Source organism: Paenibacillus sp. RS8, assembly GCF_041956825.1.
Classification (GTDB): domain Bacteria; phylum Bacillota; class Bacilli; order Paenibacillales; family Paenibacillaceae; genus Paenibacillus_AQ.
Window position 1 is genome coordinate 639777 of the sequence record NZ_CP168131.1, and the last position, 25033, is coordinate 664809.

Consider the following 25033-nt stretch of genomic DNA (forward strand, 5'->3'; position numbering starts at 1 on the left):
TCTACTAGCCCCAAACATCTACACGAATCGTACCGCTCCAAAAAAATCCGTTTACTTCAAAATCATTACCCGTGAAATTTATATATGCCGTGCCTGAGTTGTTTAGATTACCTGAAATATTCTGACCTGTGGGTCTGAGCACATCGGTCATATAGTTATAACTTGCGTATCCTGTATCACAAGTCATAGAGATAAACTTAGGTTTAAATGGTAAACCTGATACGGTTGCTTTAGACCCACCGTTAGAAGTTGCGGTTGTTTGGATGTATGATAATGGTTGCAACGTACCTTGAACCCCGAATATTTCTGCCCCGGACTTGATGTACTCTGGTTGCAGATACCCGTTAACAGATTTTATTTGATCTACAGTTACTTTGATTTCCCCAGCGCCCGATCCGCCTTTTCGATATCCGGCCCGTGGATATACCGCTAATCCACCATCTGGCCACTTACCTACTCCTTGCGCCACGTCATCATTTGCTGTGATATTTGGCATAGTTCCTGCTGTTCCAGCAATAGATGTCCCTATCAGTAGTTTTGATGCGTCAAATGTAACGGCAGCTACAACACCAAACCCATTGTGATACCCCGCTAGTATAGTTTGTGCTAAAGCACTCGGGGTAATTGTTACAGCACCCCTATTTGGCATGGTTCCTGCTGTTCCTGCTACCGTATTACCTATCAGTAACTTATCAGCTGGTACTGATACCGCAGCTATAGTAATTGGATCGTCGTAAATACCTGCTCCTTTAATGACGGGAGATACTCCTGGTGTAACTACTCCACCTTCCCTTACTGGTAACGATCCTGTCACAGGTCCTGTGTCAGTATCTGCCGTTTTGCCAGCCCGAATATCACCAGCTGCCGCTGTTCCTCCACCACCTCCTTCAGCTTGTAAGATAAAATCCGTGCCATCGTAAACCAATGTATATACACCGCCAGTAACAAGCGTGGCAGGATTACCGTTTGGCTTTTTAATTGCTTTGGCTCCTATGCCATTTACGTTTAACGTTTGTCCTGTGCCACCTACACTAGCCTTCAGCGTCAACCTAAAGCCAGGTTCTAATTTCGTTGGTACTGGATTTAAACTGATACTCAAAGTTGTACCAGATCCCGAAGCAACTCCATATGCTAACCTGTCCCTAAACACGTCTTCCATAGACTTGCCGTTTGAAGTAAATACATTAGAAGCCTTAGTAATGGGGTGTATCTCGTCAAATGTGGATCCATTAAATATTTTTTGAAGAACGTTTTTTGACATGAACCTTACCTCCTATTGAACCAGATATTTCTTGTGTTGTTCTCTCTTCCGATCTTCAGTGATTCGCGCATACCTCAATGTTGTCTGAGGATCTGAATGACCCATGAGCTCTTGCACCGCTACAAGCTCCGCACCGTTATTAAGGGTTAAAGTGGCAAAGGTATGTCTAAGTACGTGAGGACTAACCTTGTCCTGTAAACCTGCTGCCCGAGCGATTACTGCAATCTCTCGCTGTATGCCACGTTTGGTTAAGCGACGATGAGGTTTGCGCTCAGTAACCATGAGTGCCTCACAATCGTCGGTTCGGCTTTTAAGATACTTGGTTAAGTGATACATTGCCTTAAAGCTAAAATATACCTCTCTCTCTTTATTTCCCTTACCAATTACTCGGCAGCTCATAGATTGATGGTTAATCGCATCTCTATCCATGCCATATACTTCTGAAAGCCGACAGCCAGTAGCATACATAACTTCGATAAACGCACGTTGGCGGACAGTCTTACAGGCTTCCCTTAACATTTCAAGTTCTGGGATGGTCAGTGCTTTCGGCATACGTTTCTCTAGCTTCGGTGTCTTCAACTTGGCTGAAGGATCCCTAGGCAGAATCTCCTCGGCGGTGAGCCATCCGAAGAAGCTTTTTAGAACAGACAGCTTCTTGCCGATCGTGCTCATCTTAAGGTGATTAAACTGACCAAGATAAGCACGAATATCTGCCGCTGTCACAGCGTCTGTGCGCTTGCGTACGTGTTTGAAAAATATATTTAGGTCTAATGCATATCCATCTAACGTAAGAGGACTCAGACCCTCTAGGCGCTTAGATGATAAGAACATACGAATCTTTTCTTCTGAGTCTGGATGCGGTTCGTCTTCTTCAACTTTTTGGATATGGTATTTTGCAACGATTGCAGAGAGAACTGATTTAGTCCGCTCTGCGTTCAAGTCTGGGAATGTTTCGTATATGACGGCAACGACATCGGACAGCAGTTGTTCGCTAGCATTATTCACAAGCAGCGCCTCCCAGTGTTACGTTTAACGTAATTATATATCATTACGCTTTACGTATCAATAGAAAAATGTTAATTTAAACGTAACACGATTAGGAGGTACTTATGAGAGTGCAAATAACCCTTGATCAACTACTCGAGGAACGAGGAATGTCACAGCGAGAATTATCTCGACTAACTGGAATCCGGCCGCCTTCGATAAACGAAATGGTTCACAATCAAACTAATCGCCTCCCATTGAACAACCTAGCCAAAATATGCGAAGTCCTGGATTGTGGAATATTAGATGTTTTGAAATTAACAAAAGAGCCGCTGGAGTGATCCGGCAGGCTCTTTTTTATGACCATATTCGGTTGTCCAGTGTTGCGCAGTATGGTCCAACTTAGCTGCGGGCTTCCATAATAATAGTATAAGGAACAACAACTAAATCCCCAAGAATCATATCTGAGCCAACTATAAGAGAGTCACTTACATATGTTGCTTTAGTTATGTTTTTTACTATCGAATCATCTGTGTGGATTATTGTCACCCTAGATATATGCTTCAGGTATTCAAAAGAGAGATTTCCGTAAAGATAATCTAGGATAATATCTATTCCTTCGTCTTGTTCATAATCATTTAGCCATTTTGCACTAATTACATAATCAAACGCGTCAGTGTACGACTCCGTACCATTTCCCAGGAGCATAATGAGTGATACTTCTTTATGGTCTTCAATAATCATGTTATTCACTCTTTTAATCTCTTTCACCAATGACTCTTGATCCAAGGAAGAACACCCCCGTCCTCAGACTTAACAGCTTTTAGAAATGAATTCGAGGTGTTTTCCTGATCACCTATAGGTTTGTAGCGTAAATGTACAGACCATTTCGTTGTTAGTGACCAATTTTTCATAAATGCTCTGTCTCTCGCCTTCTTTATAGATAATTCTTCAGACAACCCCGCTAAATAAACAAGCGAATCAAAATGGTGTGTTTTAAACTTTTTTTCCTCTTCAGGATACTGATCTGTTTCGTAACTTTTACAAATTGCAGCTTTTAATCCGAACTCAATTATATAGCCTGAATCCTGATACGCGATATCATGAAACCCACTATCATTCAATAATTCTGCTGCGTTAAGTCTTCTCTGTGTTAAGAATTTTAATTCATCAAATGTTGGCAAAATTACTCCTCCCTTCGTCACATTATTTCGACAACAAAGAGAGGTTACCTTTAATTTCTTTTTATGTGCAAATGTTTTATTTTTAACACCCATACTCGCATTGATTGTAGAGTCAAAATTCTACTCGATCCCCTTTGAAAACTAAGATTTTAATACGGCTATTCTAGTACGTCGATAGCATTTTCAAACTTAGGTAGGGTTTTAAGGTATTCATATCCTTGTTTATGATAGTTCAGTGATCCATCAGCCACGGAAGGTTGGAATGTATGCCATTCCATTTCAAAGAAAGGTTTTCCTTCGCTGAAGGACTCTTGACTCACGTAGTAGCTCACTCCTATTGTAAGTGAGTTTTTATTTCCGTTTATTGTATCAATGCGAACATAGGACGACTCAACATCAATACCGCTGTCTAATGTTAGTTTTTCTAATGCTAATGCCACTTTAATTCCCCCTCTATGTTTGGAAAGTGCAATTTATATCTACACTCATCCCAGCAGTTATTGAGCTTGTACGTAGTTGTAAGCTTCCGCCAACTGAGATTGTAAATGCTGGAATAACGGAGTTGTTCGCAAAGGCTAACACTGGAAACGGCGCTCCTACAGGTCTGTATCCACCTGGTAGCACCGCAGCAATTGTATCTGCGGTTACACTTCCTGCAACTATTGTGCCTCTAACCCACACCTGACCTTGACCGTTTTTCCCGTAATACAATGTCCCTGTCCAACCGTTTTGAAGAGTTGCTGTGATTTGTTCCACAACATCAGCGCCAATAATAAGTCCTGCTGCCGTTACTGTGTTAGCGACTTTGTTAAGTCCGCCTGTTGCACCGATAGCTAAAATCTCTCCGCCATTATTAACGACAATATCACTAGTAGAGTCCACAGCACCTTTTCGGCAATTTGCATTTTGAACGTTGATTCGGCCGCCATTTACCGCATAAGCCCCGCGATCTGCTGCCCCGGTTACTACCGCTGCGGTAGCATTAATAAATCCGCCACGTTCTGCGTATACTCCCTGTGTTCCAGCGTTTTTAATACTGGACTGCCATACCGTAACAGTTGATCCATCCGTGCAACTAACCCCTCTTTGCCCTGCGTTATCTAGGATTGTTTTATCAGCATCCACGTTGGACGCACCATTACAAACAATACCGTTCGTTCCGGCGTAAGAGGCATCGCCATCGGGTATCGCTATACTAGACACACTGTCGCACCAAATTGCGGCTTGTGTAGCATGACTAACGTTCGCTCCTGACGCCTCAATATGCGAGTTGCTGTCAGCATACATACCGTTAACGCCTGCGTACGAACCGTTACCACCTCGGAAAGATATCCACGAACCCCGAAAAACAGATAATGCGTTTCCTTTGGAGTAACTTGCGTCAGCGCCCATTGCAACGATATGTGATGTTTGGGCTGCGTAAAGGGTCGTGCCACCCGCGTTCCTTACGCCACAATCCTTCATTACTGTTGCGCTGGAGTTGTTTATTACAAATACACCACCATACGATCCGCTGGCTCCAGTTTCATTCATTGTAAATAACGTATTTATTACGGGTAAAACAGCGTTATTTACTCCCATGAAAGCTGAGTTCATACCGATTGCTCCCGAAGATCCTGCGTATGATGGGAATTCAACACGACTTACTAAAGAAGCCCTATTTATCGTTACAGTAGCGTCTTCGGATGATATGATAATCCACCCTAGATTAATACCGCTAATGATAACTTGTTCTGCCATCACAAAACCACTTAGCAATTTAATCTCAGCCTTCAAACCTCTATTAACATACTTCAATGTTTTACGACTCAGATAGGCGAGCGCAGCATTTATCGTGGGGTAATTGCCGCCAGTTCCGACCGTTACTGTGATAGCAACATCCTGCGCAATATCCGCCAACTGTTCATTAACGACTCCTATTTTTGCGTTGACTTCTGTCTTCGTAGCAGCCGCATTTAAGCGAGTATCTACATCGTCCAGTTTAGCCGGCAGACCCTCCACCAAACTGATTTTCGTCTTCGGGAAGAGCTTGTTCCAAGTCTCCCCAATCTTATTTTTCATCTGTATATTGATATCTGCCAAATCAGGCACCTCCCTTATATCTCTTCAAACCATATATCTGTAGAGGCATCAAAACTCGCATTGCCTACCACTAGACCGTCTCCAATATCGTAATCTTCGCCCTTATCGTCATACCAGATTGTACCGATTTCTGGGTTTTCTGGAGGGGTGGAAGACAAGAAGATTCTCGTAGATTTATTGTCTACATACTCTTTTGATGCAATATCATCTGATACCTTTTCTAAAGTGACTGCTTTACTTGCAATATGGATTGTTCCAACTGCTCCTGCAGCCAGTCCATCGCCTGTAATTTTGGGTCCGTCACCAGGCGCTCCAGTATGTTTGTGACCACTAGTTTGATTGAACTTGGCATCTGTGTCCTTTTTCAATGCAAACACAAGTGAATCGTCGATTGTAGCCGTAATATTAGACGCTGTCCCTACAGCTACGATAACGTTAAAAGACTTCTCTATAACGTCTGTCCCGCCACCTGCTCCGATGTAATCCGCTGTGGCCCCAGCATTGGCGTAAGCATAGAGAATCTCTCCTACATCCGGATCTTGAGCAAATATGCCCACCTCACGGAAAAAGAACCCTGTAGTTACGGTAGCGTTAGATAATACCGTTCCAATTGCCACTCTATTGGGAGGTTGAGCAGCAATACGACTGATCGGCAGGTTCATTTTATGGGAGATCAACCCATTAAGCGCTGGTATGGATTGTCCGCTGATGTTCCCGTCCCCTACAGCAAAACGAGTATAGTTAAGACGAGTTCCTGCCTGTGCTTTTCCCTGCAGCACAAGTCCTTTATTCGTTAATTTCATACCGTCAAATACAGCCACATGTGTCCCTCCTTAAATCGTTATCTGTTCCCCAAAATGCAAATAACCGCCGAAATATAACGGCAGCTCCTCTGCTTGTGTAATTGTTACACTGTCCAGCACAGTGGACAGGCGTTTTACCGCATCCACCGCTGCATAAAATTCTTGGGCCCGTGTTGTTGTGATATCCGCATTATTCGTAATCACTCGAAAATGATATGGATCTCCGCCGTACTGCCACCACTCCTCTACAGCCCCTTCGCCAAATAGGATTGCAATCAGATCCTCTACAGCCCCCGGAGTGCCCTTATGTCGGTGAAATGGTATAGCGTTTTGCACTAGCAACCTTCTTTGTTCCAAAGGCAAATCAGGATCATAATAAGGTGGATTATACTGCCACGCCAGTTCATCTGTTTCCTCTTCCGTCCATCCTGAAACCCGACCAAATATATCTAGGGCAGAGATCATTGATGTTGTCTGCTGCAACTGTGCGTCTAGTGCTGAAGCTGCAGCTGATATATTAGGATCATTTCGGATGGACTGTGGCATCAGATCAAGAAGGCTTACATTGGTGATACTAATCATCGGCTAGGCCCCCATACGTAACAGTTGCCGGATTGTCTTGGGCAATCTGCGTCATGTTTAATTCGGTGTACGTCGGAGCGTTAATCACAACCCTTAGTGCTCCTGCCGCCATGACTCGTGCAATTAACTCAGATGGGTTAATATCCCGGCCAAGCTTTGATCGCTGCCAGGCTTGATAGGCGCCGACTGCTGCTGTCACAGCTAATTGAATAGTAGGCACCTCTGCAGCTCTTCTGCGGCTGATATAATAGGTTAAAATTGTATTGTATTCGACGGGCGCCGGCGCCTCTACCGTCACTTGATCCGTCAAAGGTCTGATGCCTCTGTCCTCCAATGTCTCAGCAACTGCATCCAGCACATCTTGTCCAGGAATCTGTCCTCCTGCAAGCAAAGGCACAATCGTTACCATGCCTGCTTCAGGAGAATAAGCATAAACATCCTGTATTGCTGCAGACGTTGACTTAGCCCAAAATTCATATGCACCCTTTGGGCCAGCCGTGCTGTATGACTCTGGGGCTGTCCGGATTCGTTCCTTAAAGGCTTCGTCTGTCTCTACTTCCGCCCCCCCACTGCTTGCTGTCAGATTGCTTACAGCTTGCACAAAGGGCATCTGATCCATCAGGACATTGATCTGACCAGGGATGAAACCATTGCCCACTGTGCCGGCAGCAGAACACTCTGCAGTCACTACGCCAGTTGTTGCTCCTGCTGGAATTTCTAGATACTCTGTGGTGGAAAAGTATATTGAACCCTCACCACCCTGAACGCCTACTCTTGTACCTGCTGGAACAGGCGTAGCAGATGAAAGGGGAATGAAGAGGGTAAATTGTAGCGTGGTAATTGCTACAGATGCTGGCAATCGTTCTGACCCTTGAAACGCCCCAATATGATCCAGCAACTCCCCTGAAGCATATCTCAGTAGATTCCCCTTGGCTGTCCGGTTAATAAGTACCTGCTGTTGCACAATAATGGCCGCCAATGAATTTAAAAACAGCCTCACTGGATCAGTGGGCTGTAATGTGCGGTCTGCTAGGACTTCATATACGGTTATAATGTTCTCTTGAATAGCAATTGCATCTTCTTCTGCAAACATAATGTCTGGCAGATCAACATATTTCACCATATCACCCCATCTCCTCAGATAATGAATACTTCACTACAGCCGCTATGCGCCCCGTGACGGCGTCTGTTATTGTGCCGTTAAAAGATACCTCGGTAATAACGGCGCGGGGCTCCTGCTCACCGACAGCCGCGTAGATTTCGGCGGTTAGCCGGGCTACAGCAACCGGATAAGGATCGTCAATCATTCCAAAATCTATCCCGATTTCACGGGATAGTGGCGAACTCCCTAACGCTGTAGACAGGATATACCTGATGTTTTGGCCAACTTCATCCGCGAGTGTTAACGGAGAGAAATCAACCCTTGCCGTTTTCGTCATATCGACGGTAAATGTGCTCATTTTACGTATTCCTCCAGACTCACTGTAGCAGTGGCGCGGTGCACATTGCCTGCACTGTCGATTTTGTCCCAGGTCTGGCTAAGGCCCGTAATCACCCATAATCCTGTTCCAAGCCCCTTCCCGCCGATAATAAGGGGTATTGCTTTCCCCTTGCGCTCAAGCTCCGTCAGTTTATCCAGCTCTTTCCGAGGCTTGAGACCATACCGCACATCGAACCACATTTTAAACGAGATCGTATCGAGACCCGGGCCAAGAAACTGTGTTTTAGGCTTTTGCATAATAATGTCGTGCTTCGCAAACCTGCTGGCGGCGCTGCGAGAAAAGTCCTGAAACGTTCGAATGGCTTCCGGAGACACGACAAACACCACCGGCCCCAGGCTGCCAATCTTGCTCATTGCCATTAGGATTCACCTCCAGGGATAACACCTAGGCAGTAACCGTCTGTGCCGTTATCTGGATAGCCAACAAGCACCGTCTGGCCGACTGCCGGCAGATCCACGGGGGTAAGTCCAATCATGGACGGACCTATAACCGGCAACTCGCCGGATACAAGATCATCCTTATCCGGATAAGTAACACGGATGGTTCGTGCTGCTGTGTCTACTGTCGATACAATGCCTGTTCGAATCATACTACCACCCCAATACTTTTCTGATACCGAGGCTCGTTGTATATCCCCCGCTGCCGATGCTGTGGGAGCAAGACTCGATGATGTACTTCCCGTCAAACCTCTTGAATCCTTTGATGTTGATCGTCAGGCCAGTCGCCATACGGATATCACCCATAAGCCCAAGCATTCCTTTGCCGGCCTCCTTGTTCTTCTCTCGGAGTCTCTTTTGGGCAAGACGGATTGCTGCTGACTGCGAATCAACCTGCTCGTTTATTTTGAGGATGGGTCCTGACTTCGGGGCGCCAGGCGGAGAGTATATGGCCTTGTAAGTCTTTTTTTTCTTAGCATCGGTAAAACTGACCTCACAGGCCCGATACGCGACCAGCGTAGTGCTCCAATTAAATGCGTAGGACAGGACATTGTCTGTCCCTTTGGTGATTGTGGTAACTGCAGCCGCCTTTTCATATTCCGCTTCATCGAAAAGAACCAGCTTTCCCGCCGCCACTTTGACCGCTATCGCTTCCTTCTTGGCTGTCTCAACCAGGAACGCGAGGTCAGACATATCACTCTGCTCCAGCCGGTCATAGGATGGATTATCCTTGGTCTCATATAGCAGTTTCAGCCCGGCGTTCTTCGCGGTTTGAGTGGCCAGTGTCTTTAAATTGGTCTTTTCCCAGCTCCGGGAGCGTTTTTCTTGCCGAATGTCCGCGCCTACCGGAATAGATAATGCCTTGATGGATACCGCATCCGGAGGACCGGAAAAATCAGCAGTATCCACTTCAAAAGATCCGAGTGGCAGCTTTTTGATCTCTCCCGGCTTTCCCCAGTTAACGGTTCGAATCTCCGCTTTGATTTTATCGCCTTCCCCAGGAGACCAGGGACCGGACCAGTTCAACGCCCGGTCTTCGAGATTAATAGCAATATCATCAGCATCACCCGGCGCCGCATCGTTATAAGAAAAGTCAATCAGCGACTTGGCGATATCAGTGGTAATGTCCTTGCCGTTGTATGTGATCACCAGCAGCGCCCTGCGTGCGTCCTGCATGCTCTCCACGTTATTCCTCCCTCCGCCATGGTGGCAGCGTGTCGGCAGCGTCAGCAGGTTTATCCGGCACATTCAAAGAGACGCCCCCTGAGAATACGACAGTCGAAACATACTCTGGATTGGCATTGATTAGCAGTGTCATAAGACTTGCCTGCTCATAAACTTTAAAGGCGATACCATCCCAGGTGTCGCCTTGTACTGTGGTATAGATCATGTCGATAGGCTCCTTCTCATAGCCTGACGTTTATAATCTGCAAACTGCTTCCCAAACTCCTGCTGGTTCCGCTGCTCCATCTGCTGCACAGCCTCCTGATCTGCTGGACCGTAAAAATTGAATACCGGTTTGTAAATGAAATCACCAACAGTGGTACTTCCATTGTCTCCGCTGCCCATACTTCGATTGGCAGCCTGCAGGAGCGCCTGAGATCGAGCCGAATTGTTTTCGGGGATGATCCATTCCGGAGAACGCCCTTCACCAATCCAGGCCAACTCTGGACTGTCCACATATCCACCATTCGCATAACCGCCAACATGCGGAAGGGTGGGTATGTCGAAACCGAATGTATCCCCTCCAATACCAGGTACCCAATCCGGAACATCGAATTTGACTTTGTTTATTCCGCGAATAGCTGCGTTAATAGCATCGACGGCCACATTTATCGGGAAAACAAGAACGGCTCCAATGCCGGTAAAGATCCCCTCGAATACTTCCCGAACACCTTGCCATGCTTTACCCCAATCCCCGCTAAATACGCCGGTGACAAAGTCGATGATTCCGCCCAAGGATGTCAGGAGGCCGCTAATTACGCCGCCAATAGCATCAATGGCATTGGATATCACGATTTTAATCGCTCCCCAAACAAACTCGAAGGTTGCGAACAGATTATCCAGCGTGGGCTTCAATGCTTCGAATGTCCGGCTGATCCATCCGCCGATTGCACCGAATGCCTCCTGCACCTTGGATGCAATGCCCATGATCTGCGGCATAAGGGCGGCAATTAACCGGGCAACCTGCGGGAATGCCTGGGTGCTGAGAAAATTGAAGATGTTCTGCACAATAGGCCACATTTTCCCCGCGAGATAAGTCGCAATCGGAAGCACAGCGTTATATATCGCCCGGAAGCCAGCGACAGCCGTAGTAACCAGCGCCCCCACTATCGGAGCAACCGTTTTGACGATGGTTCCCAAAGATACGAATATACTTCTGATGTTCGGCCACAACCCCAGCAGGTTTTTCCCGAAATCAGCCCAATAGCCCATGAGCCCACCGACAATATCCTTGAAACCTGATGTGATGCCCTTCATGTCCTTTTTCTTAAAGCCGAGCATTTCAGTGATGTTAATTTTTCCAGTAAATAGGCTCTTAATATCATCGACAACGCCTGCCACGGAATCATAAACACTTTGAATGCTAAGTGCTATTTCCTCAGCAGTTCCCTTGTCCATACCGAAGGCTGTCAAATAATTTTCCGTGACGCCTCTCATCTCGCCATCAAAACCATTCTCATAGAGCCATTGGATATTTAATGCCGCCTCTTTCACTGCTCCGCCAACCTTGCCGAATGCACCCATTACCTTTGGAACCCATTCGGTCATTTTCCCAGATAAATCCTGAAATAACGGAAGCATTTCATCGTGAATGGGAATGATGAGACTTGTCTTCAAGGTACGCCATATTCCACCCATTGCCTGACCTATAGTGTTGTACTTTGTTGCTGCGATCTCATCAATAGTGGCTTTTGTAGAATCAAATTGACTCTTCACATTTCCGAGAGATGTAATAACACCTATTTCCATGTCTTCAGCTTGAGTACCGAATAACCCTACAGCTGCAGCAGATTGTTTAACTGGATCTTTTACAGCAGCGATAGCAGCCACAACCTGATCAAATGCTTTCTTTGCTGCAGGTCCACCGGCTGCGAATGTTGCAGTCATTTTATCAGCGTTTAAACCCAACATCTGGTATGCAGCGATACTTGTTTTCGAACCATCTTTTGATCTAATTCCAAATTCTTTTACGCTATCACCGATTTTGTCGAGATTAAACGCCCCGGCTTCAAGGCCCGCTGCAAAAGTATCAAACATTTGGTTAGCATTAAAGCCAATCTTGTCAAAATAGACACTATACTCATTTGCACTGTCTAGCATTTCTCCTGACTTGTTTAATCCCTTCTGCCATCCCTGCGCAAGCAAATTATATGCTTGAACAGAATCTCCACCGAAGTTCTTAACCATAGTATCCGTTGCTTTCACAGATTCCTGAACATCTTCCCCTGCGGCATCTCTAAAAACAATCGCGCTCTTAGTCGCTGCTTTGAGAGCCTCTCCTGTTTGTTTAGTAACCTGGTGAACTGTACTCATACCTTCTGCAACATCATATAAGTTCTCGCCTAAATTCTGATTATAGAGATCAACCAGCGTCTTACTATAACCAACCATTTCAAGATCAGAAGCACTTGTAGCAGAATCTATTTGATTCAAAGCTTCTTGATATTCCTCAGAGAAAGAGAACACAGCATGGCCGGCTAACCCAAGCCCCGCCACGGCAGCAACTCCGATGCCTCCAGCAATCGCGGCACCACCTAAGGCCCAAGCCCCAGAACTACCTCCATCACCTTCACCGCCCCCGCCTCCTCCGCCAGGATCTCCCGGCTGCGGTCCTTGGATGTCGTTAATTTCCCGCATGCGGCGCTCGAGATCTTGCATATCCCGGGTATACTGCTGCAAATCATTGCCGAACATATTCGACGGCATCCGGATCCGGGCAATCTCCTGCAGGTTACGAGCGAGTTGCGCAGATTCCTTGACCGCCTCTTTGAGTTCCTTGACGGTTTCAGTAAAGATTCCGTCAATCCGCGGGATCCGGCGTAGTTGATCAAACTCCCGTTCCGTTGCCTGAAGCCCTTCGCGCAGTGGCCGAACCATATCACCGGATATGCGGATCGCCTCAATAGCCCGGGCGGTATCGTTAATCTTCTCAAGGTTGTCCAGGACTTTATGCGTTACGGTGTTATAACTGGACTCGAGCTTTGCCTGTAATTCAAACGCTATTTTGTACTCTTTGCCTGCCATGAGCTAGTTCACCTCTTTTTCCGCTTTGGCTTTTTCTGCTGAGGTTTATCTCGTTCCTTTGCCATTTCATTGGCATCCTCGATCCACTCGTACATTTCTCTCGGCGGCATGTTAAGCCAAAACGGAATTGGAGTGAAATATGCAGAAGAAAGACCCGCAGCCAGCTTTTTCAGCTTGCGCGGGCCTTGTTTGTCTGCCAGGCCTAAACTAGCAAAAAATTCTGTGCCCTCTGGCCGATTCTCTGCACGTCTTTCGCTGGCAATCTGTTAAAGAACTGTACAGGAATCTTTGCAGCAGCTGCGGCCACCTCAAGTTGATACGCCAGCGAGAGAGCTTTCACGAAGGAGAAATTCCTCGCTTCCGCATCAAATCTAGCGTTAATCTTCAGCAGATCATCCCCGAACAAAGCATCGAAATCCAAATTCAGGAACGTATATTCCACATCTTCAAAAACATAAGGCCGACTGAGCGTATAAACGTGCTCTCCGGCCTCCACGGAAGTATTTTTTTCGTTTGTTGGCATGATCTAATCCCTCACAGTCCCAAATGCTGTCTGTACTGAGCTAAGTAATCGACTCCGTCAATCCAGCAGATGTTATTAAATTTGTCGAGCTCAAGCATTTTTACATTATTGATAAAGATCAGCAGATAATTGCACTCCATTTCGATAGAGCTTCCGGTACCCGCATTGACTTCGAAATTACCCAAGGTGGTATTCTTAGGCACTGCACGGACGCTTACTCGCACCGGGATACTTTCATATTCACCCGTAGTCGAGTTATACGCCTGCTGCGACCCTCTGAAATCAAGGGCATGGGCTTTCGGGGCAGCTAGACGGATCATTGGAACATCCAAGGTCCGGAAGTTCAAGGTCACACCCAGGCTGCTGTAGAAACCGATTGTCGGGCTTTCAACTTCACCCGCAATCCCGGCTCCGGAAACGGTATCGCTCATGGACTCCAAGCTCGGAAGTTCAATGTCGGCTGTACCGACCCGCTCCGTGCCGTCTCTGAACACGCTATAGCCTGCTAATCTTTCAGGTACTTGTGGCATGTTTAACTCCTTTCTACGCGAACAGCGCGGTCAGATATGATGTGTCGTATTCAAGCAAGAACGAGATTTCTTGTGCCGGTCCTGGCGGCGTGATATGCAGGTGGAAAGTGAGCTTACCAGCCATCAGATCCGTAACGGGGTTTTCAGAATCGTTAAATTCCACCCGGCCACCCAGCAGAGCGCCCGAACTGGTCAAACCATTCAGCCAAATGTTCAGGCTGTCCGTAATGGTTGTGATCAGCCGTTTATTCATCGGATCATCGACCTTCTGCATATACGTCAGAATGATGCTATTGCCAATCCAGTTAAACATCCGGCGTATCGGAATGAAACTGTCCTTTGGATCCGTGTTTCCGGGGAACGCCCCGGTGCTATTGCCCCATGACTTCCAACCGCTTGTTCCAAGATTCAGGGCTGTCATGATGCCCAGGCTGTTCAAGTAGCTCGCCTGATCTGCGCCAAGATACAGGTCCGTGCCATCTGCGAGCGCCGTGCCATCTGCCTGCAAGGCCTTATTAGAAGGAGAAGCGAATGGAATCCCGCCATTGGCCGCATCCGTTGTGGCAATGACCCCGGCCAGCTGTGAGGAGTAATGAAACAACTTATCTCCCAGGGTCAGCATAGGATATGTCACAATTTGCAGAGGTCCCGTATAGCTGTTGTTCGACTTCCAGGCACCCGCGTCAGTATAGGCCTGCTCCGGGTCAAGGTCCGTCAACGCAATAGCTTTAAAGTTACCGTTAATATTTCCGGCCTTGGCCTTCATGACCGCCGCTACTGTCGGTAAGTGCGACCAGCCCGGAGCCAGTAGCAGATCCGGCAGGATGCCAAAGCGAGGGTATGCCTGGTTGACCAGCTCAAAGCCAGTATAGGCTCCGTCTTGAGTCACACCGCCGATGATATCGTCAGCGTCTACACCCGCAGGATTCAGCACATCATATCCTACCTGCAGCTGCGCAACACTGCTGCCGATAACCCCGGTGGGCTTGGTTGTAATCATTACATGGCCGTCTTCGTCAAAAGCAGCCGTGTAATCTGTGGTCTTACTATAAGTGGTCACGCCATCCGAAGATTTAACAACGATGGACGGAAGCAGCACACCTTCTACCGCCAGGGTTGCCACACGGTTACTGACCGGAAGCTCCGCAGGCTCGACCGCTGTTTTGTTCGTTGCTGGATCAAGCACATTGACCAGTATCATTGGAGCTTTGGCATACAGCGCGAAATGAGAATAAATCAGTTCACAGAGCGTGTAATCCTCCCAATTGTCCGAGTAGCCGAGTGCAGCTACCGCTTCAGCATAGGTATACACCAGCACCGGCGTATTCACCGCCACCGGGGCGGACGCCAAGTTGACCGGGGCGGTACCCACGGCAAACGGTATGCCGCTTGTCGCCTCTGTCGGCGCGAGCACGGATGTTGCCTGTTCGATGATTGTAACGCCGTGTTTAAAAGCCATCGTCTAAAACCCTCCTTTCAAAATCGCGTTGTAAGCTCCATACTCCGGCGTGCCAACCTGGACAATTTTCTCCTGAACCCCGGACATTTCGTCCACCGGCACAATCAAAGACGCAACGTCCGGCAGCTCGTCAAGCAGCGGCTGCAAATAAGCCGGAATGCCTCCCCGGAATACCGTGGATTGCAGCAGGCGACCTGCGCGGAGATTGGGTCCCACGTAAATCCGGGAAACAACTTTTTCCGGCGTTAGCGCTTCGCCCTCTCCCTTTGGAATTACAACTTCTCCTTCAGGCACAATATCGAGCGTTCCGGCATTCGGTCCGACTGACCCTTCTTCTTTAACTTTTTTCACGTTCAAAGTAATCCCTCCTCTTGTATTGCTGGCAGCGTCCAGATCGTAGTCGCTTGTCCGTACCATTCTGGATAAGGCTGTTCCTCGAAGAACTCCCAATCATACGGAAGGTCCATCTTGAAGCGCCTGTTAATGATTCGCCTACTCTGCAGGTCAAAACGGACCTGCTCCATGATGCCGAACAAGTCCATAAAGCCTTCCGGATCCTCCGATTTAGTCCCAAACACGAGTTTGACCGTGATTTTGGAATTGTCCTGCTGGTCTTTCCCGACATGCGGCCGAATAATGATAAACGGAAATTCACTAATGTTCTCATTATCCTTGTCCTTCGGCGGCAGGAAGCCAACGTGAATCGTCGGCTTCACCTGGGCATTATCGCTGACCAAAGCCTGCAGGTGGTCTTTCAGTGCTTGCAGTAGCAGCAAGGGCGTGGAAATCGGACTCACCTCATTTCAAAATTCGTTTGATTTCATGCTCCAGGCGTTTATCCATCCGCTTCTCAGCTTCATCTTGGATGTGGGCGAGCACCTGGGGCTCATTCAGCATGCGAGGTATGGCTGGGCCATGCAGTTCCTCGATCGGCAATTCCGGCCGCTGGCCCAATCGGTTAACAACACGGGGGCGGCCGCTCTGACCAGTCGGGAATTTACGTTTCATGACCCTGTTCTCGCCACGCCGGAAGGTGATAAAAGCCGGCCCAAGAGTTTTGGTATCACCACGTTTGACCGCAGCCTTAATCACCTTACGCTTTTTGGCCGGAGCCTTTGGCGTTACCTTAAACCGTGTAATTGGCAAGTTACGGCCGCGAGCTTTGATGAAGATTTCCCCAGCATCCGGAGAAGATAACACCAGCCGCAGCCCCGCCTTCACGTCAGCTGCTTTGATGTTATACGTCTCCTTCACCTTGCGGGCGGATTCGGTCACGATACCCTGGCCGACACGGTTTAAGGCGAGGGACGCAGCGGGCTGCATCTTGCTCCGCAGAGATTTAGTCCCTTTGATTGCATCGCTTAATCCCTCAATTTTCATCCGGCATTAACCTCCAAGTAGAGCGCAAGCATGCCCCGCTCAGAAGCCACTCGAATAATGTGGTACTTTACATCGTTGATCGTAATCCAGCCGTCCTGCTTCGGCACACGGCCTAACTCCTGCGCATCCACGTAAAGCACATCGGCAACAAGCGAAACCCCCTCAGCATAAGCCAGGGGGTGCTTGCTGTCTGTGGCCGAATCAAGCATGGCCTTAACTGGCTTCCCGTCAATGGTGTACGTTTCCGCAAACTCATTTACATTCAGGAAGACGTTCTGAATGTCGGTAGCTAGGAAGTCCTTGAAATTGGGAACGGGCATATTCATTCCGCTCCACCATCCTCCTGCAGCCAGGCTTCGTACTGCTTCAGCCGCTCCGGACCGTTGGAAGCCGGCTCGATCCCGGCCTCAAGCAGCAACTCCTTCTGTTCTTCCGCCTTGGCCGCAGCAAAAGCTTCAACCGTGGGCCATTCCTCCTCGTCCTCTTCCTGATCCTCCGGAGGAACGTCCGAAGGGGCTGCGCCGGTTACGGATTCTTCATCCGCCCAAACCGCAAGCCCCTTCTGCACCAAATCCGCTTCTTCTTCATCCGTCAGCCGTACCACTTCACCGGCAGGAATCATTCCGTCCGGCGTGTTGAATATCCAATCGGAAATAATTGGCATGTCGTTCCCTCCTCTACAGGACCTTAGCGACGAACCAGCCATCGACGTTCATCGGAGCCGGCAGCGGTTTGGCGTGGATATTCAACCAAGTAACTGCTGGGTCCTTTTGAGACCATACATCCGGCACGCGGGAACCTTCAATGGTCTTATGCTTGTGGTCGTCGCCCATCAGCGTGATCGCCCCATAATTGAATTGGATGAATGGACTATTCGGCAGGAAAGCGATATGACCGGCTGGAATGACAGGCTTCAGCGTAGGGTCGCCATTGCCGTCCAGTTCCGTGTCGTCCAGATACCAATCGTCATAGCTCCAGAACTCTACGCCAGGGAAGTTCAGGTACCCGATGTAACTGGCGCCGTTTTGGTTATCCTTCGGCGCAATGCTACCCAGCGAGAACCCGCGGTTATCCAGCAGTTTCAAAATCTGTGGATTTTCGATGAAGGCCTGCGCGACATCTGTAGCCATGAGCACGGTACCGACAGTTCCACCTGAAGCCTTACCGACAAACTGCTTCCAGTTAATCAGATTGCCGACAGGTTTGCTCGCGGCGTTACTCCACAAATTGGTCCCCGTCAGGATTTCTTTATTGGTCAGGCCGTAATCAATGACCTGATTGACGCCTTCCCCGATTTGCGTAACCTTCCCTGTGAAAATCAGCTCCGCAAGGGCCACCTCTTCACGGCGGGTGATGATATCGTCCAAATAAATCAAGTCGCTAGCCAGCAACTCCTGCGCACGCTCCTCCGGTGTCTTCTCTGAATAAAGAGCTTCCCCGAATCCGCGCTGTTCAATATCAATGACCGTGATGCTACGTGCCGGCTTGATTAAGGCAGGCTCGATCACCTTCACAGAGCGCCCGTCCCGGCTGACCACCTTACCCGGCAGCAGAGGCGAGACATACGGCGCAAGGCGGCGTTTGCCCTTGGTGTATTCAATTTCCACCGTCTTGGTAGGGAAGGTCTTCCCTTTAACCGTGAATCGGTCCCGCAGAAAGGTCTGCATCGGTGGAATCTGCCGGATGGCAGTAAGCAATGTTCGTGTATCATAGTATCCCATGGTTATCCTCCTTATTTTACGACTGTCTTCACGATCAGTCCGACTTGGCGCAGCTTTTCGACATGGTCTTTGACAGCAATCGTCCCGTCAATTCTGAGGGCAGCCAAATTATACTCCCCGCTCAGATAGATGGAAGCCAGCTGCGTCGTGGTCACGATAACCACCGGATCCGCCAGGACACCGTAGGGCTGATCTGTTTCCCCGCCGACATATGGCTTGACGGTATCGACCCCTGCAGCATTCGTGCTGACATATTGCACAAGTTGACCGCGCTTGAAGGTGCCAGAACCCTGGAAGATGACTCCCTTGGCAATAACATGCGGCGGTCCAGCAAAGAGATTGTCATATGCAAAAACGTCTGTGTACTGTTCTGGCATTAGCGTGTACCTCCTCTGAGATTCTTGGCGAAGGCTGCAATACCCGCAGCTTGTGCCTCAGTCTTCTTCTGGTCCTTGATTTCCTTCGTTGCAGGAATCAGATCGTCCGGAGCATCCGGCTCCAGATCATCAATCCCCGATTTATCAGCATCGTTTTTCAACTTTCCGGCCATCGCGGCGCGGCGGGCATTATCTGCCTTGATGATCTCCATCGCTGTCGCTTCTGGCGTAGCTCCCGACTCTTTGGCGGCAGTAATAATCGCGGCATTCGCAGGGGAAGCCAGATCATCCAGCGCCTTGATCCGGTCCCGCTCCGCCTGAATGGCCGCTTGGTAAATATCCGGGTGTTTAGCTTTCAATTCTCCTAAGTCCTTCACAGTTTCAGCACCTCCAGGTGTTTTGGTTTTATTCATATAACTCATGTCCGGCTCATCGTCGTCACTACTTGATTCGTCCGGCCCAAGCTCCGACTCGACATACCAGTGATGCACGCCCATATCCTCCATCCCATCCAGCAGCAGACCATAGGTCCAGGTCAGGACAGCTTCCCGGACCTCTCCGCCTGTATGAGACGGATCATGCGGCGTGCCTACAATTACGCAGCGCTCTCCGACATCAAAGAGTGGCAGGGAGTTGGCTTCGTCACGGACATTAAGGTCTTCAGCAGCTTCCGGCAGCTTTGGCACTGAAGCAAAAGCCCGCAAGTCAAAGCGCTGACCGTTGAACACGGCGATTCCACCGCGAATGGCTGCAGATACTTGGAACTGCCGGTCTACTTCATCCGCAAAGCCCATGGAAACCGCTTCATCTCCAGTCAGCCATGTGGAATCATCCAGCATTGTCTGCAATTCATCCGGGGCTTTGCCGGTACGCTCCTGGTACACGGCCACCAGCGACTGACTGATTTTGTCCAGCATATCCGCCGTCTGCCGCATGTCCTTGGATTCCCCCATGGTGACGGTCCATGGATTATGAATCATCAGCATGGCGCCGGTACCCATAATGATCTTGTCGCCCGCCATTGCGATAATGGAGGCGGCCGAGGCGGCCAGGCCATCCACTTTCACCGTGATCTTCGCGGCGTGGTCCTTCAGATACTGATAAATCGCAAGCCCTGCAAAGGCACTGCCGCCGTTACTGTTAATCCGGACCACGATTTCAGACACATTTCCCAGGTTGGCAACGGCCCGCATGACCCCCTTCGGCGTCACGGAGTCGTACCACCAGGACTCCTCATCCTCAATCGGTGCGTAAATCGTCAGCTCCGCGCTGTTATTGATCTTCTTCGCGGCGAAGATCGTCGTCGTCATTTTCGGCATTCGTTTTTTCACCTCCCTCCGTTGCTGGCGTTGCGGTTAAACCATCTTCCCGGCGCATGCGTTCCTCGCGGACCAGTTGCCGGTGATTCTGTTCGAAGTCGCTACCGTTGATTTCTGCAGCTTCCCGCTCCCGCGTGCTCAATCCGTTTTCAATTCGGGTGACTGCAGCTGTCGCTTCCTTCTGCGGATCCAATTGACCCGGTGACGGACCATGCCACTCCGCCTTCGTGTAAGCCCGGCGAATTAATTCGTCATCAAAAAAGCCGGGCGCTGGAATACGTCCCTTTGCCACGGCTTCTGCGAACCATTCTTCATATATGGGCTGACAAAAATCATTTGCGATCCAGCTCCGGCGCATTCGGAACATTTTCCAGGCTTCCAGCAGTGCCGCCCGGCTGGCCGAATACGACGAGGTGAAGTTCTTCACCAGCAGCTCATACGGAATTTCCAGCGCTGACCCCACTTGACGGAGGATAGAGGTCACGAAACCATCGAAGGCGGTGTTTGGGCGGCCAGGGTTAGCCGTGTTGGCCGTCTCTCCCGGCCCCAGACTGAGAATTGCGCCGTTTCCAAGCTCGTAACTGCTATCGTCCGTGGTATCCACCTGATCGTCCAGGTCAATGCCGTCCGCTAGTGGATTACCGGCAGCTTCGGACTGGATAAAGACCGTAAACATCCCGGACACTACAGCAGCCATCAGTTCGGCTTCCGTATAACGCCCGAGTTGCTTCAGCGATTCGATCACCGGCGCGATAAATGGTACTCCGCGCCGCTGCTCTGGCCGCTCCGACTCCATCATGTGAACGACATTGCGGCGGCCGGTCTCTTCGCCAAACGCCTCGACTCTAGCCCATCCGCTAATGTCATACACTCCATTGGCTAAGGGGTGTTTGTTGGCGAAGTGATAAGCCACAATCTCGCCGTCACTATTCACTTCAACCCCGCCTTTAATGTCCTTCCCGCCCTTGTCTCTCGGGTCACAGCAGCGATCTGCTTCAACTAGGCGAATGCGCAGGTCATAAATGGAATGCTTGCGCGGAACCATCGGCAGCAGGCCGAACACATCGCCGCTCATGAGATAGGACAGACAGGCGAGCTGCTGCAGCTCATAGAAATTATTGATTCGATTAGCATCACAGTGAAGAGAGTCTGCCCACATTGAAAATTCTCGGGCAATGGTACGTTTTATGTCCTGGGCTTCATCCTCACTTAGGCCCAGAAAATCAGCGTCCAGCGCCGGCTTCAGCCGTAGGCCGGTACCAACGATATTGGTCCGCGCTGTCTTCAATGCTCCGGTTGCCAGTGTGGCCCCACCCATGTACAAATCACGGGACCGCTGCCGCAGCGTCTCCAGGTTATCAATGATGTCCTCATCCGGCGAACCCCCACGAAAAAGCCAGCCGAGCAAAGATTTCTTTGTCCGACTGGCTCCATGATTGGCATATCCAGAGTTCATTACTTCCATTTTCCGGCGCGCTACCTGCCGTTTCAGACCTCGCTCAGGGGATACCGCCGCTACTGCTCGATCGACAAGGTTCATAGGTCACGCGGAACTGCACGCATCACCCGTGCGCCCCGGCGTCCGGTCTGAAGCTCCAGCACTTTCTTTTCCCAATACGCAATTTGCTGCCGGATATCAGCGATATTGGCCCGCGTCAAGCTCCGGCTTCCCAAGGAATAGGACTGACCAGTCGAAACCGCCAGATCCGCCGCCTGCCATGCCTTCAAATGTACTTCTGCTTCTTGCCATGTCATTGGCATACGTTCCTTCACCCCCTTTCAGGCTACAAGCCTTTGCTTATTGTGCTGCGCTTCCGCTTAGGTTTCTTTGGCCCTCCCATGGGCTGCCCTGAAGCCGGAGGCAGCGCGTCGAGGTTCGGTTTCACGATCTCCAGTGCAGCCATAGCGTAATTTCGCAAGTCTAACGGTTCATTTCGGGCTGTCGTCTTCTGCCATTCGTAGCGCGGCTGCCCTTTGTAATAGCGCAGCACCTTGCGCTCAGCCGTTAGACCGCGGAAGTATTGCTCAGAATATCCTTTGTCTGCCGCGTCCGGGAAGTGGCAGTACCCTGGCCCCCATTCTTCCAGCTTCAGGTTAGAGGTAATTCGCTCTTTACCGGCATCAACACCGACGCGGACCAGCAGACACTTCTCCCGCTTTGTCCGGCTGTGTCCGGCGATAATTGGTTTTCCGGGTCCGCCTTCCCCTTTGATCGCGAAGATACGCCGGTGTTCTCGGCGTTTACAGTATTTATAGACCTCGGTAGTATGGTGACCACCGGAGTCGATGCATGCCGCGGAAATGACGGCAGAAGAACCATCCGCCCGTTTCCACTGACGGTCCAAATAAGCATCCAGCTCCTGCCATATCTCAGGGAGCGCAGGATTACCGGGGATAATGTGATACTGAATGCCCCAGCTCTCCTTGCCCGCCCCCCAGCCGACGACCTCCACCTCTAACCGGTTGTCTTGGGTATCCACTCCTGCCGTCAGCAGCACGGCTTCGCTGGGCACATCTATTTCCTCGCCATAATCCTCCCGGCGCTGATACAGCATTTCATCATCCAGCTTCTCCCCCGTTTCTTCCCAGGCTTCTGCCATGACCGTATTGAAAAAGGTCTTGAGCATTTCCTTGCCGCCCCTGGTTGCTTCCCGAAATTTGTTTACGATCCGCGACCAGGAAACAAAGTGCGAAGCCAAGGCATTGAGGTGGAAGCCCCGAGTGTCGGCATGATCTTTGCGGGCAACCCAAGTTCCTGCCCCGGCCTTCCATTCGTGTTCTGTGGAGAGCATACCGCAGTGCTGGCACCGGTAGGCGACACTCTTGAGTCGATTGGCTTTTTCATCAAAATCATATTCGATTCCCTTCCAGATCAACGGCTGCGGCTCTTCGCATTCCGGACAAGGCAAATGCCATTGCTCCATCGTGCTATTCTCATAAGCGAAATCAATGCGGGATGCCCCCATGACTGTTGGCGTGCTGATAAGAATCCGTTTTTTGTTCCAGAAGGTTTCACTGCGAGCCGTCGCCAGGTTGACCGGATCACCCTCAGTGCCGGCCGATTCCGGGAACCGGTCAATTTCGTCCATCATGACGATGCGTATCGGGCGGGAAGCCAGCGAAGCCGGAGAATTAGCCCCGGACATGGTGATGCTGCCACCTGGGAATCGCTTATGCAGGATGGTATTGCCGCTATCCTTGCTTTTCACGTCATGAACCTTGTCTTTGATGGTTGGGTTGTCCCGGATCATCGGCGCGAGTCGATCCTTGGAAAACGCTTCGGCCATTGTGATCGTCGGTTGCACCAACATTATCGGTGCCGGGTCATAATCGACAAAGAAGCCCATGACGTTCATCATCAGCGCTGTTTTTCCGGTCTGCGAAGCCCACATGAGAACAATGGTTTCAACATGCGGATCATTGATTGCGTCCATCGGCTCTTTTTGGAATGGCGCTCTACTGGTTCGCCATTGTCCTGGTTCCGATGAATCCTCTCGGGATAGTTTGCGGTAAGCATCTGCCCATTCGGATACCGTCAGGTCAGGAGGCGGGGCGATCAGCTTCGCAAATCCCTTAAATAGTTGGTTAAGTTTAGCTGGTATCTTCGGCATCGGCCGTCAACCCCACATATTCCTCACTGACAGCATAGAATTTCTCTGGATCGTACTCGGAAAGCTCGGCTGCCGCCTCCTTTACCTCCTTCGTAAGAAGGTCCAGTACTACCGGCAGCTCGCTTTGCCCAAGCATTTGAGGGGCCAGTTTGGAGGGCATGGCGAGAATCCGGGAACGAAAGGTCACAATCATGTCATTCATGACCAGCCTTACATCGTCGGAACGGTGCAAATCACCCTCCATTACAGCCAATTCCAGCTCCGCTTTGCGCCGTTTTACCCGCTCATGCAGGGCTCTTTCATCAAAATAGTCGACTTCAGAAGCTCCGCCGCCGCTTTCAGACTGAAACTGGATATAATTTTGGATGCTTTCAGCTGCCACATACTTGCCCCGGCTGCTCTTTACGATTACGCCCTCTTCCGCCAACTGCTGAATCCTGCGCGGAGTCAAGCCAAGCAATTCCGCCATCTGATTGGTGGTAAATATCATTTCGCTTTGTGTATCCCCTGATTTCGCCATTAAATGCCTTCCCCTCCCCTCAAAATGACCTCATAAAATCCTGAAAACGACTAAAAACCCTTATGTATCAAGGGCTTTTGGTTTATTCACCATATACGGTTATTTATGCAACCGCCTGAATACAGAAACGAAGCGACCATTTCGAAAATAAACCTAGCCGAAAATCGGGCTCACGCGCACCCGCATTCTTTTTTATTTCCCAGAGGGACCCAAAGCTTTAAATTTGGGACGATTTTAAAGGTTTTTCGCCTTTTTCAGGTATCCGGGTTGCGCTGCAGTTTCGTCCCCCCGTTTCATATCATTCCTCTGGCATTCCAAGCGACTACAGAATTGCTTCGTACCGGTCCACTCTCCCCACAAGCAGCTTCTGCATTTCTCAGGCTGCCGAGGTGGAACATATAACTGCCGCGGCATCTTCTCCATGATCAATCCTCCAATAAAAAAGAGCCGCGTTACAGCGACTCTCTACCCGTCACAAACTTATAAACCAATATCTGTTTATAGGTTATA

Annotated in this window: 32 protein-coding genes; 1 reads left to right on the plus strand and 31 read right to left on the minus strand. The window is 49.6% G+C overall.

Annotated elements, in window-relative coordinates; translation table 11 throughout:
* Positions 1-4 precede the first annotated feature (4 nt).
* Both ACDZ28_RS03945 and ACDZ28_RS03950 read right to left on the minus strand, forming a co-directional pair.
* Positions 5-1261, minus strand: coding sequence for a hypothetical protein (locus tag ACDZ28_RS03945; RefSeq protein ID WP_375104039.1), 1257 nt, complete (start codon positions 1259-1261; stop codon positions 5-7).
* A 12-nt stretch (positions 1262-1273) separates the two neighbouring features.
* Complete coding sequence (locus ACDZ28_RS03950) at positions 1274-2266, minus strand: tyrosine-type recombinase/integrase (protein ID WP_375104040.1); 993 nt, start codon at positions 2264-2266, stop codon at positions 1274-1276.
* Between the two features lie 104 nt (positions 2267-2370).
* On the opposite strand from ACDZ28_RS03950, the gene ACDZ28_RS03955 reads away from it, so the two are divergent.
* Positions 2371-2586, plus strand: a complete 216-nt coding sequence (locus ACDZ28_RS03955; protein ID WP_375104041.1) for a helix-turn-helix domain-containing protein — start codon at positions 2371-2373, stop codon at positions 2584-2586.
* 61 nt (positions 2587-2647) lie between these two features.
* On the opposite strand, the gene ACDZ28_RS03960 is transcribed toward ACDZ28_RS03955, so the two are convergent.
* The 29 genes from ACDZ28_RS03960 to ACDZ28_RS04100 form a co-directional block, all read right to left on the minus strand.
* Entirely contained in the window at positions 2648-3034 is a 387-nt protein-coding gene (locus tag ACDZ28_RS03960; protein WP_375104042.1) for a hypothetical protein, read from the minus strand.
* Complete coding sequence (locus ACDZ28_RS03965) at positions 3013-3429, minus strand: hypothetical protein (protein ID WP_375104043.1); 417 nt, start codon at positions 3427-3429, stop codon at positions 3013-3015. The genes ACDZ28_RS03960 and ACDZ28_RS03965 overlap by 22 nt, the downstream gene beginning before the upstream one ends.
* 158 nt (positions 3430-3587) lie before the next feature.
* Positions 3588-3869, minus strand: coding sequence for a hypothetical protein (locus ACDZ28_RS03970; RefSeq protein WP_375104044.1), 282 nt, complete (start codon positions 3867-3869; stop codon positions 3588-3590).
* A 13-nt stretch (positions 3870-3882) separates the two neighbouring features.
* Positions 3883-5511 (minus strand): right-handed parallel beta-helix repeat-containing protein, encoded by a 1629-nt coding sequence (locus ACDZ28_RS03975; protein ID WP_375104045.1) that lies wholly within the window; start codon positions 5509-5511, stop codon positions 3883-3885.
* Between the two features lie 14 nt (positions 5512-5525).
* A complete protein-coding gene (locus ACDZ28_RS03980; RefSeq protein ID WP_375104046.1) occupies positions 5526-6332 on the minus strand; it encodes a phage tail protein in 807 nt (268 codons plus the stop codon).
* Between the two features lie 12 nt (positions 6333-6344).
* Positions 6345-6896 (minus strand): phage tail protein I, encoded by a 552-nt coding sequence (locus ACDZ28_RS03985; protein WP_375104047.1) that lies wholly within the window; start codon positions 6894-6896, stop codon positions 6345-6347.
* Positions 6889-8019 (minus strand): baseplate J/gp47 family protein, encoded by a 1131-nt coding sequence (locus ACDZ28_RS03990; RefSeq protein ID WP_375104048.1) that lies wholly within the window; start codon positions 8017-8019, stop codon positions 6889-6891. Before ACDZ28_RS03990 ends, ACDZ28_RS03985 begins: the two co-directional genes overlap by 8 nt.
* 1 nt (position 8020) lies before the next feature.
* Entirely contained in the window at positions 8021-8356 is a 336-nt protein-coding gene (locus tag ACDZ28_RS03995) for a lysozyme (RefSeq protein WP_375104049.1), read from the minus strand.
* On the minus strand, positions 8353-8757 hold the full coding sequence (locus ACDZ28_RS04000) for a phage tail protein (RefSeq protein WP_375104050.1): 405 nt from the start codon (positions 8755-8757) through the stop codon (positions 8353-8355). The genes ACDZ28_RS03995 and ACDZ28_RS04000 overlap by 4 nt, the downstream gene beginning before the upstream one ends.
* Positions 8757-8987, minus strand: a complete 231-nt coding sequence (locus tag ACDZ28_RS04005) for a hypothetical protein (RefSeq protein ID WP_375104051.1) — start codon at positions 8985-8987, stop codon at positions 8757-8759. Before ACDZ28_RS04005 ends, ACDZ28_RS04000 begins: the two co-directional genes overlap by 1 nt.
* A 1-nt stretch (position 8988) precedes the next feature.
* Positions 8989-10011, minus strand: coding sequence for a phage late control D family protein (locus ACDZ28_RS04010; protein ID WP_375105305.1), 1023 nt, complete (start codon positions 10009-10011; stop codon positions 8989-8991).
* 10 nt (positions 10012-10021) lie between these two features.
* Positions 10022-10225 carry a tail protein X gene (locus ACDZ28_RS04015; RefSeq protein WP_375104052.1) on the minus strand — a complete coding sequence of 68 codons (204 nt, stop codon included), beginning with the start codon at positions 10223-10225 and terminating at the stop codon, positions 10022-10024.
* Positions 10222-13083 (minus strand): phage tail tape measure protein, encoded by a 2862-nt coding sequence (locus tag ACDZ28_RS04020; protein WP_375104053.1) that lies wholly within the window; start codon positions 13081-13083, stop codon positions 10222-10224. The genes ACDZ28_RS04015 and ACDZ28_RS04020 overlap by 4 nt, the downstream gene beginning before the upstream one ends.
* 202 nt (positions 13084-13285) lie before the next feature.
* Positions 13286-13606, minus strand: coding sequence for a hypothetical protein (locus ACDZ28_RS04025; protein ID WP_375104054.1), 321 nt, complete (start codon positions 13604-13606; stop codon positions 13286-13288).
* Between the two features lie 11 nt (positions 13607-13617).
* Complete coding sequence (locus ACDZ28_RS04030) at positions 13618-14136, minus strand: phage major tail tube protein (RefSeq protein WP_375104055.1); 519 nt, start codon at positions 14134-14136, stop codon at positions 13618-13620.
* 13 nt (positions 14137-14149) lie between these two features.
* The gene (locus ACDZ28_RS04035; protein WP_375104056.1) at positions 14150-15595 is read right to left on the minus strand and encodes a phage tail sheath family protein; all 1446 of its coding nucleotides are present in this window, start codon (positions 15593-15595) and stop codon (positions 14150-14152) included.
* A gap of 3 nt (positions 15596-15598) precedes the next feature.
* A complete protein-coding gene (locus ACDZ28_RS04040; protein ID WP_375104057.1) occupies positions 15599-15952 on the minus strand; it encodes a hypothetical protein in 354 nt (117 codons plus the stop codon).
* A complete protein-coding gene (locus tag ACDZ28_RS04045; protein ID WP_375104058.1) occupies positions 15949-16371 on the minus strand; it encodes a hypothetical protein in 423 nt (140 codons plus the stop codon). Before ACDZ28_RS04045 ends, ACDZ28_RS04040 begins: the two co-directional genes overlap by 4 nt.
* 22 nt (positions 16372-16393) lie before the next feature.
* Positions 16394-16975, minus strand: a complete 582-nt coding sequence (locus tag ACDZ28_RS04050) for a phage tail protein (protein ID WP_375104059.1) — start codon at positions 16973-16975, stop codon at positions 16394-16396.
* Positions 16972-17295: a hypothetical protein gene (locus tag ACDZ28_RS04055; protein WP_375104060.1), complete on the minus strand. Its 324-nt coding sequence runs from the start codon at positions 17293-17295 to the stop codon at positions 16972-16974. Before ACDZ28_RS04055 ends, ACDZ28_RS04050 begins: the two co-directional genes overlap by 4 nt.
* Before the next feature lie 2 nt (positions 17296-17297).
* The gene (locus tag ACDZ28_RS04060) at positions 17298-17639 is read right to left on the minus strand and encodes a hypothetical protein (protein WP_375104061.1); all 342 of its coding nucleotides are present in this window, start codon (positions 17637-17639) and stop codon (positions 17298-17300) included.
* A 13-nt stretch (positions 17640-17652) separates the two neighbouring features.
* On the minus strand, positions 17653-18696 hold the full coding sequence (locus ACDZ28_RS04065; RefSeq protein ID WP_375104062.1) for a major capsid protein: 1044 nt from the start codon (positions 18694-18696) through the stop codon (positions 17653-17655).
* An 11-nt stretch (positions 18697-18707) separates the two neighbouring features.
* On the minus strand, positions 18708-19073 hold the full coding sequence (locus ACDZ28_RS04070; RefSeq protein WP_375104063.1) for a hypothetical protein: 366 nt from the start codon (positions 19071-19073) through the stop codon (positions 18708-18710).
* Positions 19073-20392 carry a head maturation protease, ClpP-related gene (locus ACDZ28_RS04075; protein WP_375104064.1) on the minus strand — a complete coding sequence of 440 codons (1320 nt, stop codon included), beginning with the start codon at positions 20390-20392 and terminating at the stop codon, positions 19073-19075. Before ACDZ28_RS04075 ends, ACDZ28_RS04070 begins: the two co-directional genes overlap by 1 nt.
* The gene (locus ACDZ28_RS04080; protein WP_375104065.1) at positions 20346-21932 is read right to left on the minus strand and encodes a phage portal protein; all 1587 of its coding nucleotides are present in this window, start codon (positions 21930-21932) and stop codon (positions 20346-20348) included. The genes ACDZ28_RS04075 and ACDZ28_RS04080 overlap by 47 nt, the downstream gene beginning before the upstream one ends.
* Positions 21929-22153 (minus strand): DUF6148 family protein, encoded by a 225-nt coding sequence (locus ACDZ28_RS04085; protein ID WP_375104066.1) that lies wholly within the window; start codon positions 22151-22153, stop codon positions 21929-21931. Before ACDZ28_RS04085 ends, ACDZ28_RS04080 begins: the two co-directional genes overlap by 4 nt.
* A gap of 23 nt (positions 22154-22176) precedes the next feature.
* On the minus strand, positions 22177-24003 hold the full coding sequence (locus ACDZ28_RS04090; RefSeq protein ID WP_375104067.1) for a phage terminase large subunit family protein: 1827 nt from the start codon (positions 24001-24003) through the stop codon (positions 22177-22179).
* On the minus strand, positions 23984-24523 hold the full coding sequence (locus ACDZ28_RS04095; RefSeq protein ID WP_375104068.1) for a hypothetical protein: 540 nt from the start codon (positions 24521-24523) through the stop codon (positions 23984-23986). Before ACDZ28_RS04095 ends, ACDZ28_RS04090 begins: the two co-directional genes overlap by 20 nt.
* A 234-nt stretch (positions 24524-24757) precedes the next feature.
* Entirely contained in the window at positions 24758-24946 is a 189-nt protein-coding gene (locus ACDZ28_RS04100) for a hypothetical protein (RefSeq protein ID WP_375104069.1), read from the minus strand.
* Positions 24947-25033 lie beyond the last annotated feature (87 nt).

What these genes read in the sequence shown, in the direction of transcription:
- ACDZ28_RS03945 (WP_375104039.1), bottom strand. Translation starts at nt 1,261, where the DNA reads ATGTCAAAAAACGTTCTTCAAAAAATATTTAATGGATCCACATTTGAC.
- ACDZ28_RS03955 (WP_375104041.1), top strand. Translation starts at nt 2,371, where the DNA reads ATGAGAGTGCAAATAACCCTTGATCAACTACTCGAGGAACGAGGAATG.
- ACDZ28_RS03985 (WP_375104047.1), bottom strand. Translation starts at nt 6,896, where the DNA reads ATGATTAGTATCACCAATGTAAGCCTTCTTGATCTGATGCCACAGTCC.
- ACDZ28_RS03990 (WP_375104048.1), bottom strand. Translation starts at nt 8,019, where the DNA reads ATGGTGAAATATGTTGATCTGCCAGACATTATGTTTGCAGAAGAAGAT.
- ACDZ28_RS03995 (WP_375104049.1), bottom strand. Translation starts at nt 8,356, where the DNA reads ATGAGCACATTTACCGTCGATATGACGAAAACGGCAAGGGTTGATTTC.
- ACDZ28_RS04000 (WP_375104050.1), bottom strand. Translation starts at nt 8,757, where the DNA reads ATGGCAATGAGCAAGATTGGCAGCCTGGGGCCGGTGGTGTTTGTCGTG.
- ACDZ28_RS04005 (WP_375104051.1), bottom strand. Translation starts at nt 8,987, where the DNA reads ATGATTCGAACAGGCATTGTATCGACAGTAGACACAGCAGCACGAACC.
- ACDZ28_RS04010 (WP_375105305.1), bottom strand. Translation starts at nt 10,011, where the DNA reads ATGCAGGACGCACGCAGGGCGCTGCTGGTGATCACATACAACGGCAAG.
- ACDZ28_RS04015 (WP_375104052.1), bottom strand. Translation starts at nt 10,225, where the DNA reads ATGATCTATACCACAGTACAAGGCGACACCTGGGATGGTATCGCCTTT.
- ACDZ28_RS04020 (WP_375104053.1), bottom strand. Translation starts at nt 13,083, where the DNA reads ATGGCAGGCAAAGAGTACAAAATAGCGTTTGAATTACAGGCAAAGCTC.
- ACDZ28_RS04025 (WP_375104054.1), bottom strand. Translation starts at nt 13,606, where the DNA reads ATGCCAACAAACGAAAAAAATACTTCCGTGGAGGCCGGAGAGCACGTT.
- ACDZ28_RS04030 (WP_375104055.1), bottom strand. Translation starts at nt 14,136, where the DNA reads ATGCCACAAGTACCTGAAAGATTAGCAGGCTATAGCGTGTTCAGAGAC.
- ACDZ28_RS04035 (WP_375104056.1), bottom strand. Translation starts at nt 15,595, where the DNA reads ATGGCTTTTAAACACGGCGTTACAATCATCGAACAGGCAACATCCGTG.
- ACDZ28_RS04050 (WP_375104059.1), bottom strand. Translation starts at nt 16,975, where the DNA reads ATGAAAATTGAGGGATTAAGCGATGCAATCAAAGGGACTAAATCTCTG.
- ACDZ28_RS04055 (WP_375104060.1), bottom strand. Translation starts at nt 17,295, where the DNA reads ATGCCCGTTCCCAATTTCAAGGACTTCCTAGCTACCGACATTCAGAAC.
- ACDZ28_RS04060 (WP_375104061.1), bottom strand. Translation starts at nt 17,639, where the DNA reads ATGCCAATTATTTCCGATTGGATATTCAACACGCCGGACGGAATGATT.
- ACDZ28_RS04065 (WP_375104062.1), bottom strand. Translation starts at nt 18,696, where the DNA reads ATGGGATACTATGATACACGAACATTGCTTACTGCCATCCGGCAGATT.
- ACDZ28_RS04070 (WP_375104063.1), bottom strand. Translation starts at nt 19,073, where the DNA reads ATGCCAGAACAGTACACAGACGTTTTTGCATATGACAATCTCTTTGCT.
- ACDZ28_RS04075 (WP_375104064.1), bottom strand. Translation starts at nt 20,392, where the DNA reads ATGCCGAAAATGACGACGACGATCTTCGCCGCGAAGAAGATCAATAAC.
- ACDZ28_RS04080 (WP_375104065.1), bottom strand. Translation starts at nt 21,932, where the DNA reads ATGAACCTTGTCGATCGAGCAGTAGCGGCGGTATCCCCTGAGCGAGGT.
- ACDZ28_RS04085 (WP_375104066.1), bottom strand. Translation starts at nt 22,153, where the DNA reads ATGCCAATGACATGGCAAGAAGCAGAAGTACATTTGAAGGCATGGCAG.
- ACDZ28_RS04090 (WP_375104067.1), bottom strand. Translation starts at nt 24,003, where the DNA reads ATGCCGAAGATACCAGCTAAACTTAACCAACTATTTAAGGGATTTGCG.
- ACDZ28_RS04095 (WP_375104068.1), bottom strand. Translation starts at nt 24,523, where the DNA reads ATGGCGAAATCAGGGGATACACAAAGCGAAATGATATTTACCACCAAT.
- ACDZ28_RS04100 (WP_375104069.1), bottom strand. Translation starts at nt 24,946, where the DNA reads ATGGAGAAGATGCCGCGGCAGTTATATGTTCCACCTCGGCAGCCTGAG.